We start from the raw sequence: 13,983 nt of genomic DNA on the forward strand, positions 1-13,983 counted from the left end.
CTAAAGGGGATAGCCAGCCCCGAGATGAACTTTAATCTACAGCTAATTGACGTTGCTGTTGGGTGTATACTTCAGCCCGATTAGCTGATCACAACGCCAATACTTAGAAGAATCATGACCATGGTACAAAGTACGCCAAGCAATGGACCAATGAATTTTAGCCAAGATGAGTAAGCGACTCGCCCAATGGCTAGACCGCCCATCACAACGCCCGATGTCGGTGTCACAAGGTTTGGTAAACCAGAGGCAGATTGGTAGGCAGTGACAACCAGTTCACGGCCAACACCAGCAAAATCCGCGAGTGGGGCAAGAACTGGCATTGAGAGTACCGCAAGCCCTGAAGAAGAGGGAACGACCAAACACATCACGGCTTCGACCCAGTAGATAGCATTGATGAATGCGATTTCGTTTAACCCACCTAATAAGCCTTCCGCGTAATGCAAAATGGTGTGGGTTATGTTGCCGTTATCCATGACGACCACAAGGCCACGAGCAATAGCGATGATCAGGGCCACTCCCAGAAGATCGCGCGCTCCGTTTACAAAACTGTCGGTAATTTCAACTTCTGACATCCGGCCAACGAAGCCAACAAGAATGCTTGAGCCAAGAAATAGAGCGGAGAGTTCAGCCATCCACCATCCTGCTGCGGATACGCCCCACATCATAACGGCGAAAGTTAAACCGAAGATAGCCAGTACCGCTTTACGTGTGTTGTTTAGTTCTGGTGTTTCTTGCTTTTTACTGTGCAGGAAATATTCTAAGTTTGACTCTTTCTGGTGAGCGACGATTGAAAGCTCAGGGTTATTTTTCACTTTCTCTGCATAGCGCATGACATAGATAACACAAACGATCCAACCAAGAACAAGGATCACGGCACGCAGAGCAAAGCCCTCCATAAAATTGATTTCAGCTGCGTTAGAGGCAATGACAGTTGCAAAAGGGTTAATAGTAGAGCCTAAACAGCCAATACCAGCACCAACCATGATAATAGCAACGCCAACGATACTGTCGTAGCCTGCTGCGATCATTACAGGTATCAGCAGAGCGTAAAAAGGAATAGTTTCTTCCGCCATGCCGTAAACGGTACCACCCAGCGCAAACAACCCCATTAGTATAGGGATCATCCATTTCTCGCGACCTGATAGGCGTTTCATGGTTCCGGCGATGCCAGCATCAATCGCGCCGGTTTGGGTTACTACAGCCAAAAATCCACCGATAACCAATACAAATAGGGCGACGTCCACTGCACGCGCCACGTAGCTACCTGGGTCATAGAAGCCTTGAATTGGTGCCATTAAAATATCGACGATACCTTGAGGGTTTGAATCAACGGTTTGATACGTACCAACCATTGGCACCATACGGCCTAGTGTTTCATTGGTTTCCATCTGGTACTGACCGGCCGGGATAACCCAAGTTAAAATGGCCATTAGTACGGTCAGTATCATCAAAATTGTGTAGGCAGAAGGGAATTTAAATTTTGTCATTACGATGTCCTTTTATTTCTTATGGGGCCGAAGCCCCATTGGTCGGATTTAGCCCAAAAGCTGTTCCTTCACGTTAGCTAACGAATTCCATGATTTGTTGAGCGGACATATCGCCAAGTCCCATTTTTTTAATGTTCTTCCAGATTCGAAATAATTGGTCTCGTTATACGCATTGTCGATGTGCAGACAAGATGTCACCATAGGTGTGTCAATACCGACCAGTTTACCGAGCTCGTAACAAGGGACGAGAAGGTAAGCGGCATCTTCCGTGATGTATCGGTTGCTGGCTGAGTTGGGTGCGCTGTTCAGTTTGCCGTGGGTTTCTGAAGTGCGGTTAACCTCATAAACACTTTCACATTTCATACCGTAAAGGGCATTCATTGCTTGAAGCTCAGGCAACAGTTGTAATCCTAGCGCTTTGCCTATGGATTGACGTTCTGACTCCATTACTGCTGCCGCTTTTGCTGTTGAAACTGAGCAGCAATCTTTGTAGTAATTGAATTGGCCATCGAAGTTTTCTAGTAAGCCAATATTGAGTGTTGTTAGTAATGGATGTCCGCCAAAGTTGATGTTTTCTAATCCGGCTTCAATGACATTACTAAGCCTTGTTAGAGGTAATGGCATCACAGTTTGTAAGGCTGCAATAGCCTCTTCCGTTCGATTTGCAGGATAAGCGGCGACAGGAAGGTGCTCTTTCATGCCTAAAATAGCGATCTCTGCAGGCCCAACAATTCGAGTTGCCCAGGGAATCGAGATTGCGTCAACAAAAGTGATATCTAAATGGGCAAACCCTTGTTCATTTTTAATTCGATTTAGCGCTAATGAGCCATAATTCCCTGGCATAAGCATGATAATTTGGCCATCACGTAAATGAGGCAGCATTTGAGTAAAGAGTGGCTCTTGCGCAAATGATGGAACCGGTAAGACGAGTAAGTTGGCATATGAGACTGTCTCTGCCAGATCGCGGCTGATTTTGTCACACACCTGAAAGCCACTGTAAGTCAGTTCAACGTCATTAAAGCTTTCAAGTGCACAGATCCCTCCTCGTTGTTCTATGTCTGCCAGAGGATGGTCAAAACCTGGCGAGCCATAGAGGCAGACATCAGCACCTTGTAGGGTAAAGTGATAGGCAGCTGTTAATCCAGCATTACCGGAGCCAATCACAGAGACGCGCGTTTTCATAATTTCTTCCTTATTGATTTTTGTTTTTCTGGTTGAGAGCTTAAGGAAGAAGGCATATTCGTCGCCAATGATTAAGCTGGAGACTAGTATGCAAAAAAGGAATGATGAGCGACTAGTGTTATCTCAAGGCATTGACTTTATTAGTATAAATTGATTTCACCAAAGTAGTCTGGCATCTCTGTAACTGTGAACTTACTCAGAATCATATTCATTGAGGTTTCGCATTGGCCCGATTTTGAGCTGAATATTCATCGCGTCAGCTTGTAACATGAATTGCTCAATGAACTGTTCCGCATTTCGGTGAATGGGCTTTAACGAAGGGTAGAGAATATCAAATTCAAACGGCAGGCCGAATACTAGTGGTTTCATTACGACCTTTGGGTGCTCGCTTTCCATGTAAGCGGTAAATGGATCAGTGATCGCGATCCCGACGCCTTCTCGAACTAAGGTTGCAGCGGTGCTTGCCAGTGAGACTTCGATTTGCTCAATCGTTGATAGGTCATAGCGACGTAACAATGCATCGACTCTTCTCTGAGTAATATCCTTTTCGTGGCGGATGAGCACTTGACCCGCGATATCGTAGATGTCTATGACCGAGCGTTTGGCCAGTGGCGAATCGGAGGGGATAAGACAGACGCATTCGCATTCTACTTTTTGTGCTTTTACACCCGCGAGGTGATCATCAATAAACGCAAAGCCAATATCTGTTGTTTGACTTTGAACCCGCTGAATCACCTCTTCGGAACGATATGTTTTAAATCCGACTTTGACTTTAGGCGCTTGCTTTAAAAAGACCGCCAAGATTCTGGGCAAAAAGGCGTTTGAGAGAAGAGGCATCGCAGCAATATTCAGTGTCCCGAAATGGCGCGAGCGAATTGAATGCGCAGCGTGATCGAGACTTGATACAGCATCAAAGACTTTGGAGACTTCAATATAGAAGGCTTCTCCCTCATTACTAAGCTCCAAGCGATTTCGTTTACGAGTAAAAAGTTGAAAGCCAATTCTTTGTTCTAAACTGGCTAATAGTCGACTGACAGCGGATTGACTAAGCGATAAGCGCTCTGCCGCGGCAGTGACGGTTTGACATTCAACAATGGCTTTAAAAGCATTGAGTTGGGTTAGCTTCATTACATACAGCTCTGGATACAGGAATCGATGAAATTACCAGAAGCTCTAGTGGAATACCTTGAGCTGCAATGAGTAATCAACAATTTCTTGGCAAGTTTAAAGTGAATAAAGCTCAACTAAAAGTCGTTTTAGACAGTGATCCGCCCCGGCACTTTTTGGACATCGAGTTAAGTGAGTACAATCGCGAAAGAGGTGAACAATGACAACCAAGAAAACTACAATTAAACGCTCCCCTTAATTTAAAGCAGAAGCACTGAAGCTAGCAGAGAAAGTAGGAGTAGTTGCATTCGTTATTTAATTACACCCCCTAAGCGTATTTATCAATTATCAATAACATTGTTCCCGTAATAGTTATCTCTCCATACAAGAAATATTGAATTTCCGCCTCATACGTAGTGACCATTGTCTGGTTTTTACCAATAAAACACTCATTAATATTAGCCACTAAAATCTGATTCTCCACCTAACATTCTCCAGGCTAAAATATGAATATATCTTGTTATGCTTCTGTTGGTAAATTGTTATTTAATTCGTATTTTTCCGTTATTTAAATACCTTGGCGTGTCATTTTAACCATTAATTAACTTTATCGATCGTCAAAATTAACGTTACTGTGTTTGTGTCACGGTTTGGTTGTGCATGGTAATTTTTGTATTGAACTATGAGATAGCATGTATTTGTCAATTTTATTGAACCCTACACATAATAAAAAAGGATTGATGGACATGAAAAAGGTATTACTAAAAGCTGCTGCACTAACTCTTGCTCTTGCTGCTGCAGGTGTACACGCTAAAGACTATGAAATTGTAAACGTCGTTAAAGTATCTGGTATTCCTTGGTTTAACCAAATGAACAAAGGTATTGAACAAGCAGCAACTGACTTTGGTGTTAACGCACGCCAACTTGGTCCTTCTACACCAGATCCAGCACAACAAGTAAAAATTATTGAAGACTTGATTGCTAAAGGTGTCGATGCAATTACGGTTGTGCCAAATGATGTAACGGTTCTTGAGCCGGTATTCAAGAAGGCACGTGAGAAGGGCATTATCGTTTTAACTCACGAATCTCCGGACGGGCACGGAGCTGATTGGGATATCGAAACTATTGATAATCAATCCTATGCGAAAGTGACGATGGATGAGCTTGCAAAAAATATGGATGAGAAAGGTGGATATGCTGTTTACGTAGGTTCACTTACTGTGCCGTTACATAATAACTGGGCAAATTTAGCAATAGATTACCAAAAGCAAACTTACCCAGAAATGTATGAAGTGACCAGCCGCATGCCTGTTGCTGAAAGTATCGATCAATCATACGCAGCGACCAACGACTTGATGAAGGCTCACCCTGATATGGCAGGTATTGTTTCTTATGGTTCTCTAGGTGGCATTGGTGCTGGGGAAGCGATTAAGAAGAAACGAGCTAAAGATAAGATCAGTGTTGTAGGCATCTTAATGCCAAGCCAAGCTGCACCTTACTTGATGCGCGGCGAGATTGATAAAGGATACTTGTGGAACCCTGCCGATGCTGGCTATGCGATGGTTGCTGTTGCAAAACAAATGCTTGATGGCAAAGCAGTAACAGATGGAGTAAACGTTAAAGGTTTGGGTGATGCTGAAATCGATACTGAAAAACGTGTAGTGAAATTTAATAAGATCCTTGAAGTTGATAAAACAAACGCACGTCAACTTGGCTTCTAGGCGTTAACTTTGACAAGTTCGTTAATGTTTTACCGATAACAAGCAATAACTTCGGGGTAGTGCAATTCTACCCCATGATTTATGGAAATTCATATGTCTGGTACTCCTTTCATTACCCTCAAAAAGGTGTCAAAACATTTTGGCTCTGTGATAGCCTTGGATGGTATTAACCTAACCTTCAACCAAGGCGAAGTACACTGTTTAGCTGGAAAGAATGGCTGTGGTAAAAGCACATTGTTCAAAGTGATTTCGGGTGTCCATGCGCCGGAAAAAGGTGCTGAAATTCTACTTGAAGGTAAAAATTATCCACGCTTAAATCCGCAACAATCAATTGAACATGGCATTCAAGTTATTTATCAAGACTTGTCGCTTTTCCCTAACCTTACCGTCGCAGAAAACATAGCTATTCAAGATCATGTTGAGTGGACAAAAGGATTAGTTCAGCAAAAGCGTATCGAAGAGATTGCGATTAAAGCAATGGCGAAAGTCGGCGTGAAGCTACCATTGGATAAGCGTGTAGAGCAACTTTCGATTGCAGAGTGTCAATTGGTTGCAATTTGTCGAGCGATGGCGTCTGACGCCAAGCTAATGATCATGGATGAGCCAACCGCTTCGTTAACTCGTACTGAGGTTAATCACCTGATCGAAGTTGTTGCAGACCTAAAATCGAAAGGTGTTACCGTTGTATTTGTTAGCCACAAGCTCGACGAAGTGATGGAGATCTCTGATCGCATTACCGTTATCCGTGATGGCCGTACCATTGGTACCTATCAAGCCGATGAAGTGGATAGCGACGAGTTGGCATTTTTAATGACAGGTCAACGTTTTGAATTTTCGCCTTTAGCGCCATATCAACAACAAGGTGATGTGAAGCTAGAAGTAAAAAACCTGACTAAACAAGGTCAATATCACGATGTGTCATTGTCGGTTCGTGCAGGTGAAATCGTCTCCATTACTGGATTACTTGGAGCGGGTCGTACCGAGCTTTGCATGGCATTATTTGGGATGAATAAGCCTGACAGCGGCGAAATCCTAATTAATGGCCAACTGACGTCGTTTAGCTCCAATCGTGATGCGATCGCGCAAGGGATTGGTTATGTATCAGAAGACCGCATGTCAACTGGATTAGTCATGGACCAGTCGATTCAAGACAACATTACTGCTTCGGTACTAAAGCGTCTACAAAAGCCATCGGGTGTACTGGACCATCTTAAAGCCAACAAGCTAGTGTCAAAGCTTATCTCATCACTATCAATCAAAGTCGCAGATCCAAAATTGCCTGTTACTAGCCTTTCTGGTGGTAACGCGCAGCGCATATCGATTGCCAAGTGGATCGCGGCAGAGCCCGAAGTTCTGATTCTTGACTCACCGACCGTCGGTGTTGATGTCGCTAACAAAGAAGCCATCTACAACATTGCCAAAGACCTTGCAGCAAGTGGTATGGCGATCATTATGGTGAGTGATGAAATCCCTGAAGTGTTTTACAACAGTCACCGAGTGATTGTGATGAAAGAAGGACGTTTTACCCATGACTTCCAACCGACTAATTGCTCAGAGCAACAAATCATGGAGGCCGTCAATGCATAATCAATTTAAGCGCCAATTGGCTTCGTTTAGCAAGCGTCACGAATTCTATCTCTCCGTTATGATCGTACTGATTGTGGCGGTACTGACAGCGACATCAGAAGATTTTCTTACGTTAGGTAATATCTTCGATATGTCAGTAAGCTCGGCGTTACTTGGCATCATGGCTTGTGGTCTATTTGTAGTACTTATTGCTGGTGGGATTGATATTTCATTTCCCGCCACGGCAGCAATTGCCCAATATGTTGCGGCCACATACATTCTAAGTATTGGTGGTAACTTTATGATTGCCTTTGGTATTGCCGCATTGGTTGGTGTGCTACTGGGTATGATTAACGCAACATTGGTTTATAAGCTTAAAGTACCGGCGATCATCATAACCATTTCCACGTTGAACCTGTTCTTCGGCCTACTGATTTATTTTAGCAATGGCGAGTGGCTATATGGTTTCCCTGATTGGTTTATGGACGGTATTGAGTTATTTAGTTTCACTGGAAGCGATGGTTATGACTATGGCTTGTCACTGCCAATTCTGACTTTAATTGCCATGATTGCGCTAACGTCGTTTTTAATGTCGAAAACACGTTTAGGCCGTCAAATATACGCTGTGGGTGGTAATGCTGATGCCGCGAGCCGTATCGGTATAAACCTCTTTGGCATCAATTTGTTTGTGTATGGTTACATGGGAGCGCTAGCGGGTATTGCGTCAGTAGTTCAAACACAAATTACTCAATCGGTGGCGCCAAACTCTTTAATGGGTTTTGAGCTTACTGTGCTTGCGGCTGTAGTACTTGGTGGAACGAGTATGACGGGAGGCAAAGGAACCTTATTCGGTGTGATTTTAGGTGTGATTTTGTTAGCGGTGGTGAAAAACGGTTTAACACTATTGAGCGTGCCTTCTTACTGGCACACCGTTGTGACGGGTTTGATTATTGTTTGCAGTATCAGCATGACCGCGATTAATGAGAAAAAACAAGCAGCGCAGGGGGCATAATGGAACAGGTTCTAAATAGTTTAAAGCTGCCAACGGATAAGAACATTCGTTACTTGTTGGTTATTTTAGTTGGTATTTTGGTGGTGATGGGCTTTACCAGCGGTCAAGCATTTTTCTCAATCGGCAACTTACAATCGATGTCATCGCAAATGCCGCTATTAGGTTTACTCGCATTGGCAATGGCAGTATGTATGTTGACTGGTGGTATTAACCTATCAATCATCGCTACTACTAATGCATGTGGCTTAGTTATGGCGAGCATCATAACCCAAGCACCAGATAGCTTTGCAATGTTGGTATTAGCACTGGCGGGTGGTCTGATTACAGCAGTAGTAATTGGCCTTCTTAACGGAGCATTAATCGCTTACGTTGGAGTCTCTCCAATTCTTGCTACTTTGGGCATGATGACGTTGAGCAATGGCCTTAATGTCCTTATCTCAGGTGGCAGCGTAATCTCAGGATTCCCTGAAGCACTGTTGGTTTTAGGTAATGGCTCGTTAATGGGCATCCCTATGCCACTTATCTTGTTTGTCGGTTTTGCGATTGGTTTATGGGCTTTACTTGAGCATACAAGTCTTGGTCGCACGATTTACTTGATGGGTTCTAACGAGAAAGCCACACGATTCTCAGGAATCAATACTCAAAAAGCCACACTGTATGTATATGCGCTCTCTTCAATTCTATGTTGGGCGGCCGCAATTGTAATGATGGCAAAATTCAACTCAGCTAAAGCTGGTTATGGAGAGTCTTATCTATTAATTGCGATTTTGGCCTCAGTGCTCGGTGGCATCAATCCAGATGGTGGTTTTGGACGCATTATTGGTATTGGCTTAGCACTGATTGTACTGCAAACGTTAGAAAGTGGTCTTAATTTACTGGGAGTGAGCAGTTATCTCACTATGGCGCTGTGGGGCGGCATCTTGATCCTATTTATCTTCTTACAAAAAAATAAGGCTTAACGGGGAAGGATATGAGTATTTATTTTATCGGTGTTGACGTAGGCAGTGGTAGTGCAAGAGCTGGCGTATTCGATGCTCATGGGCGTAAAGTCGGTGAAGCGAAACGCGATACCCAAATGTTTAAGCCGCAAGCAGACTTCGTTGAGCAATCTTCAGAAAATATTTGGCAGTGTGTGTGTTTGGCAGTAAAAGACGCCGTTTCACAAGCGAACATCGATCCTATTCAAGTAAAAGGCATTGGTTTTGATGCTACATGCTCGCTTGTTGTATTGGACAACAAAGGAGAACCTTTAACAGTTAGCCCAACTGGTCGTAGTGAACAGAATATTGTGATGTGGATGGATCACCGTGCTATTACACAAGCAGATCGTATCAACACTACTGAACACCCAGTGTTGGCATACGTTGGCAACCGTATTTCGCCAGAAATGCAAACACCAAAGCTATTATGGCTAAAACAAAATATGCCCAATACATGGTCTAAAGCAGGCTATTTCTTTGACTTACCAGATTTTCTGACTTGGAAAGCTACCTTTGATGCTAGTCGATCGCTTTGTTCAACTGTATGTAAATGGACTTACCTTGGTCACGAAAGTAAGTGGGATAAGAGTTTCTTTGAACTGATAGGTTTAGAAGACTTACTTGAAGATAACGCGCAATCAATTGGCGATCGTATTTTACCAATGGGTCAGCCTGTCGGGGATGGACTAACGGTTCATGCGGCGGATGATCTCGGCCTGGTGGCCGGAACAGCCGTTGGTACCTCAATCATCGATGCACATGCTGGTGGTATAGGGGTATTAGGTGCTGCGGGGATGACGGGTGAAAAAGCGGATTTCAATAAACGTTTGGCTTTAATTGGTGGAACCTCTTCTTGCCATATGGCGGCATCAAAAACGGCACGTTTTATCGATGGGGTTTGGGGGGCATACTACGGGGCAATGATACCTGGTTATTGGCTTAATGAGGGGGGACAATCAGCAACGGGTGCTTTGATTGATCATATTATTACTTCACATCCAATCTATGACAGAGCTAAAGAGCAGGCCGATAAATTGGGTCAAACCATCTATCAATTGCTTAATAACCGTTTGTTAGAACTTGCTGGTAGCAAAGAAGATATAGCTTTTTTGACGAAAGATATTCATGTGTTGCCTTACTTCCATGGCAACCGTTCGCCACGTGCTAATCCTCATTTAACTGGCACTATTACTGGCCTTAAAATGTCTAAAACCATTGATGATATGGCGATGCAATATCTTGCAACGTTACAAGGTATTGCTTTAGGTACACGTCATATCATTGAAGTGATGAACGAAGCTGGATATGAGATTGATACCATTATGGCTTGCGGTGGTGGTACTAAGAATAGTGTCTTCTTACAGGAACATGCTAACGCCACTAGCTGTATGATTTTGTTGCCTGAAGAAAGCGAAGCCGTATTGTTGGGCTCTGCAATGCTCGGCTCTGTCGCCGCTGACTTCTACAGTGATATCCCAGACGCTATGAATGCCATGAGTCGCATCAGTAAGAGCGTAATGCCACAAACTGAAAAGATTAAGCGGTTCTATGATGCGAAATATAAAGTATTCCACAAAATGTATGAAGATGACGTGGAGTACAAACGTTTAATGGGAGAATTTTAGACAAGCCCTCATATATTTCAAAATGTAATTTATGGTTCTGTTAACGGTCTAGTTCAATAACTAGACCGTTAACACATGGGCTTCACCGGTGGATAATCGCTACAAATTTTAAATATTGGTTTTGCGTGCTGCAGTCACAAGTAGCTCGACTTTGAGTTCAGGGCTAGCGAGTTTCGCTTCGCCACAAGCGCGCGCAGGTGCGAACCCTTCATCAAACCATTCATCCCATACTGCATTCATTTCATTGAAATCGCTCATATCAGCTAGCCATACTGTGACCTGTAAAACATGCTGACAATCACTTCCTGCTTCAACAAGAAGGCTTTCTACTCTTGTAAGCGCTTCTCTTGTTTGCTCCGTAACGCTTGTGCCACGGACTCCGACTTGACCACATAAGTATACTATGTCGTTATGGGTTACAATTTTGCTCATACGTTGATTAGTATGCAGTCTCTGTATCTTGCTCATATTTAGTATTTCCTTTGTTATACTTTTTAATAAATGAACTCTTTGCGGGGGTGAGACTTGCTAGCTCTCCAAGTTTCAATGGTTTAATAGGGTTGCGTAGTCGGTAGTAGCCTACTTTTTCCATTGAAATGCCGACTTTGTCACTAATAATATGGGCCACCGTTGAGCCGCAATGGCGTCCTTGACACGGGCCCATGCCACAACGAGTGAACGTTTTTATTTGATTAATCCCACAGGCTCCCTGATCTACGTGATCGCGGATTTGTTTTGCTGTTACTTCTTCACACCGACAAACGATCGTTTGGTCGCTGGGGGTGAGGGCTTGCTTAGGTGGGGTGTACAGCGCATCAAGAAACGGTCGTACCGATAGCTCTTTGTTTATTATTGTTTTTATGGGGTTATCGTTATTTTTAGTTATGGGATTACCGTTAAGCTCAAGATCTTGCAGAGTATTTTGTGCGACGAGTTCCCCTTGTAATTCTGCAACGAGTGCTCCTCCAATGCCCCCGCTGTCGCCAGCAACAAACACACCGTAACGTGAACTCATGTTGTTACTGTCTAACTTAGGCTTCCAGCAAACTTGTAATGAATCCCAAACATGTTCCAACCCCATAGCGCGAGTGAGTTGGACGTTAGGAATCACTCCAATATGTGCTAAGACAGTTTCACCTTTAAGTTCGACGGTTCTTCCTGAACTTTGAAAGGTTAAACCTTCTAAATGTTGGTTACCTAGTGCTTCAATGTGAGTAGCAGATGTATGACGCTTGATCCCAAGCTTATGAATTTTGGAAAGGAGCGTTAAGCCTTTGGCTATGTAATTGCGTCCTTGCCATGCATTCAACCAATATCCGGCTGCTTTAAAGTAACTTGCGCTTTGCTGAGTATCGACAATGGCCTTCGGTGTAGCGCCGGCATCGCTCATCTGTACGGCGAGTAGGTAGAGAAGGGGACCTGTTCCAACCAAGATTGCATCTTTAGGGACAATGCCTGATGTTTTCATCATGATTTGGCAAGCCCCTGCAGTCATCACCCCTGGTAGTGTCCAACCTGAGAATGGGAATGGTCTCTCAATCGCCCCCGTTGCTATGATGATTTTCTTCGCGGTCGCTTTTTGAGCTTTCCCATCGCGACTCCAATAAACCGCGTTGTCTGAATCAATTCGCCATAGCGTAGCGCCAGAGAAATAAGAGATGTTAGCTTGGTTAAAAGTTTTAACGAGTTCGGCACCTCTTAAATAATCTGGCCCAAATATATGTCCGTGTGGGTGACCTGATTCTTGTATGGCTCTATAAATTTGGCCTCCTGGACGAGCTTGTTCGTCGATAACCATGACATTTGCTCCCGCCATAGAGCATTGAACTGCTGCTGACATTCCTGCAGGCCCAGCTCCGATCACACACACATCAAAATTCATGTTTGATTGTTCCAGCATGAAACCTCCTATTACATTGTTTGTCGGCGAATTTTCATGCCGTCTTTAATCAAATTCATGCAAGCTTGAACGTTAGGTTCTCCATCGACTTCAACGCGGCACTCAAAGCAACTACCCATCATACAAAACGGTGCTCTTGGTGAGCCGGATTGAGGCGTTGTACGAGTATGATCTACCGTTGCTGCTAGCAATGCTGCAGCTATGGTATCTCCGTCATACGCCTTGTAATATTGACCTTCCCATTCAAACTGAATTGATGTTTTCTCTTTATCCGAGGCAAGTCGTTGGAATCTAGAATCTGTCTTCACTGAATACCTCCAAATCTGGTGCGTTAGTAGATTGCTCAAGCCAATGCGGTAACAAATAACTATGAACTGCGGCTAGTGTAATACCGCTGTGGCAACTCACCAGGTAAGCACCTGGATGTGTTTTTGATTGTTGATATATTGGTAGGCCATCAGGTGAAACGATTCGAGTCGCGCCCCAACTTCGAATTAGCCTGGTGTGCTCTAAAAATGGATAAACAGCAATCGCTCGCTCAGCTATAGCAGCTGTAGTTTCGATGGTGTCATTGTTGTCAAATCCAGCATTTTCCTTAGAGTCTCCTATCTGGATACCACCTTCATCTACCTGACGAATAATACCGGAGGGACGCTTCATCTTTTTGGGGAGCTTTTCAGTGATTAAAACTTGCCCTTTTTGAGGAGAGACTAATGCTTTGAAGTTGAGTTTTGGGCCTAATTGAGCCGCTCCTAAACCTGCAGACAAAACAACTTTGTCGCTAGAATAAATCCTCCCATCTTCTAACGTGACTTGAAACGTTCCCGACTTATCTTGGCTAATATCAGACACATTCGTTCCAGTAATTAAATCAGCACCGAGCTTTCGGATCGCGGCAGTATACGCATTGAGTAACTTCAATGGATTGACATGCCCATCTTCTGCTCCGTAAATTGCACCGACGACGTCAGGGCCAATTTCGGGCTCCTCCTGTATTAGGCGTTTGCGATCCCAAATTTCATATGGATGGTCGCTATTCAATTGCTTACGTAGGTGCTCATACTGCTTAGCTTTAGCCATTAATTCTTCTTCACAGAAGTGGAAATCGTATCCCCCTTCTTGCACTAGGTTAAGCTTATGTCCGGTAACGTTTTCTAATTCTTCTGCGAGCTCTTTCCATAACTTTACAGATCGGCGAGTCCATGCTGCATAGTGAGGTGCGTCGAGCCCTTTACTCGACAACCAAACCAAGCCAAAATTGCCACGAGATGCACGATGATCGAGGTCGCCGCCATCCAGTACTGTTACCTGATGACCCGCTTTAAGAAGGCCATAAGCTAGTGCGCAACCCACAATTCCGCCACCGACAACAATATATTCCGGTTTCATAACATTCTCTTCTG

General features: G+C 43.9%; 11 protein-coding genes and 1 pseudogene. 5 read left to right on the forward strand and 7 right to left on the reverse strand.

Features of this window, described 5'->3' with window-relative positions; all coding sequences use genetic code 11:
- Positions 1 to 80 precede the first annotated feature (80 nt).
- The 3 genes and pseudogenes from OCT63_RS07850 to OCT63_RS07860 form a co-directional block, all read right to left on the reverse strand.
- The gene (locus OCT63_RS07850; RefSeq protein WP_048611918.1) at positions 81 to 1,487 is read right to left on the reverse strand and encodes a YfcC family protein; all 1,407 of its coding nucleotides are present in this window, start codon (positions 1,485 to 1,487) and stop codon (positions 81 to 83) included.
- Positions 1,488 to 1,560: 73 nt separating this feature from the next.
- Positions 1,561 to 2,669 (reverse strand): annotated as a pseudogene (locus OCT63_RS07855) (NAD/NADP octopine/nopaline dehydrogenase family protein).
- 192 nt (positions 2,670 to 2,861) lie between these two features.
- Entirely contained in the window at positions 2,862 to 3,797 is a 936-nt protein-coding gene (locus OCT63_RS07860) for a LysR family transcriptional regulator (RefSeq protein ID WP_123301319.1), read from the reverse strand.
- A gap of 725 nt (positions 3,798 to 4,522) precedes the next feature.
- Here OCT63_RS07860 and OCT63_RS07865 point away from each other — a divergent pair.
- The 5 genes from OCT63_RS07865 (at position 4,523) to OCT63_RS07885 (ending at position 10,680) form a co-directional block, all read left to right on the forward strand.
- A complete protein-coding gene (locus tag OCT63_RS07865) occupies positions 4,523 to 5,497 on the forward strand; it encodes an autoinducer 2 ABC transporter substrate-binding protein (protein WP_161672563.1) in 975 nt (324 codons plus the stop codon).
- A 93-nt stretch (positions 5,498 to 5,590) separates the two neighbouring features.
- Entirely contained in the window at positions 5,591 to 7,084 is a 1,494-nt protein-coding gene (locus OCT63_RS07870) for a sugar ABC transporter ATP-binding protein (protein WP_161672562.1), read from the forward strand.
- Complete coding sequence (locus OCT63_RS07875) at positions 7,077 to 8,075, forward strand: ABC transporter permease (RefSeq protein ID WP_132941364.1); 999 nt, start codon at positions 7,077 to 7,079, stop codon at positions 8,073 to 8,075. The genes OCT63_RS07870 and OCT63_RS07875 overlap by 8 nt, the downstream gene beginning before the upstream one ends.
- Positions 8,075 to 9,034, forward strand: a complete 960-nt coding sequence (locus tag OCT63_RS07880; protein ID WP_269983517.1) for an ABC transporter permease — start codon at positions 8,075 to 8,077, stop codon at positions 9,032 to 9,034. The genes OCT63_RS07875 and OCT63_RS07880 overlap by 1 nt, the downstream gene beginning before the upstream one ends.
- Positions 9,035 to 9,045: 11 nt before the next feature.
- Complete coding sequence (locus OCT63_RS07885) at positions 9,046 to 10,680, forward strand: FGGY-family carbohydrate kinase (protein ID WP_108214528.1); 1,635 nt, start codon at positions 9,046 to 9,048, stop codon at positions 10,678 to 10,680.
- Positions 10,681 to 10,788: 108 nt separating this feature from the next.
- Here the strand turns inward: OCT63_RS07885 and OCT63_RS07890 are convergent, their stop codons facing one another.
- Genes OCT63_RS07890 through OCT63_RS07905 form a run of 4 tightly spaced genes read right to left on the reverse strand, consistent with a single transcriptional unit; the run spans position 10,789 to position 13,969 of the window.
- Positions 10,789 to 11,148 carry a RidA family protein gene (locus tag OCT63_RS07890; RefSeq protein WP_048611932.1) on the reverse strand — a complete coding sequence of 120 codons (360 nt, stop codon included), beginning with the start codon at positions 11,146 to 11,148 and terminating at the stop codon, positions 10,789 to 10,791.
- On the reverse strand, positions 11,120 to 12,580 hold the full coding sequence (locus OCT63_RS07895; protein WP_102489615.1) for an NAD(P)/FAD-dependent oxidoreductase: 1,461 nt from the start codon (positions 12,578 to 12,580) through the stop codon (positions 11,120 to 11,122). The genes OCT63_RS07890 and OCT63_RS07895 overlap by 29 nt, the downstream gene beginning before the upstream one ends.
- An 11-nt stretch (positions 12,581 to 12,591) precedes the next feature.
- Entirely contained in the window at positions 12,592 to 12,888 is a 297-nt protein-coding gene (locus OCT63_RS07900; protein WP_054541260.1) for a (2Fe-2S)-binding protein, read from the reverse strand.
- Complete coding sequence (locus tag OCT63_RS07905; RefSeq protein WP_161672561.1) at positions 12,872 to 13,969, reverse strand: NAD(P)/FAD-dependent oxidoreductase; 1,098 nt, start codon at positions 13,967 to 13,969, stop codon at positions 12,872 to 12,874. The genes OCT63_RS07900 and OCT63_RS07905 overlap by 17 nt, the downstream gene beginning before the upstream one ends.
- Positions 13,970 to 13,983 lie beyond the last annotated feature (14 nt).

The sequence above is a fragment of the Vibrio sp. RW genome (genome assembly GCF_027587105.1).
Classification (GTDB): domain Bacteria; phylum Pseudomonadota; class Gammaproteobacteria; order Enterobacterales; family Vibrionaceae; genus Vibrio; species Vibrio toranzoniae.

What these genes read in the sequence shown, in the direction of transcription:
- OCT63_RS07850 (WP_048611918.1), bottom strand. Translation starts at nt 1,487, where the DNA reads ATGACAAAATTTAAATTCCCTTCTGCCTACACAATTTTGATGATACTG.
- OCT63_RS07860 (WP_123301319.1), bottom strand. Translation starts at nt 3,797, where the DNA reads ATGAAGCTAACCCAACTCAATGCTTTTAAAGCCATTGTTGAATGTCAA.
- OCT63_RS07865 (WP_161672563.1), top strand. Translation starts at nt 4,523, where the DNA reads ATGAAAAAGGTATTACTAAAAGCTGCTGCACTAACTCTTGCTCTTGCT.
- OCT63_RS07870 (WP_161672562.1), top strand. Translation starts at nt 5,591, where the DNA reads ATGTCTGGTACTCCTTTCATTACCCTCAAAAAGGTGTCAAAACATTTT.
- OCT63_RS07875 (WP_132941364.1), top strand. Translation starts at nt 7,077, where the DNA reads ATGCATAATCAATTTAAGCGCCAATTGGCTTCGTTTAGCAAGCGTCAC.
- OCT63_RS07880 (WP_269983517.1), top strand. Translation starts at nt 8,075, where the DNA reads ATGGAACAGGTTCTAAATAGTTTAAAGCTGCCAACGGATAAGAACATT.
- OCT63_RS07885 (WP_108214528.1), top strand. Translation starts at nt 9,046, where the DNA reads ATGAGTATTTATTTTATCGGTGTTGACGTAGGCAGTGGTAGTGCAAGA.
- OCT63_RS07890 (WP_048611932.1), bottom strand. Translation starts at nt 11,148, where the DNA reads ATGAGCAAGATACAGAGACTGCATACTAATCAACGTATGAGCAAAATT.
- OCT63_RS07895 (WP_102489615.1), bottom strand. Translation starts at nt 12,580, where the DNA reads ATGCTGGAACAATCAAACATGAATTTTGATGTGTGTGTGATCGGAGCT.
- OCT63_RS07905 (WP_161672561.1), bottom strand. Translation starts at nt 13,969, where the DNA reads ATGAAACCGGAATATATTGTTGTCGGTGGCGGAATTGTGGGTTGCGCA.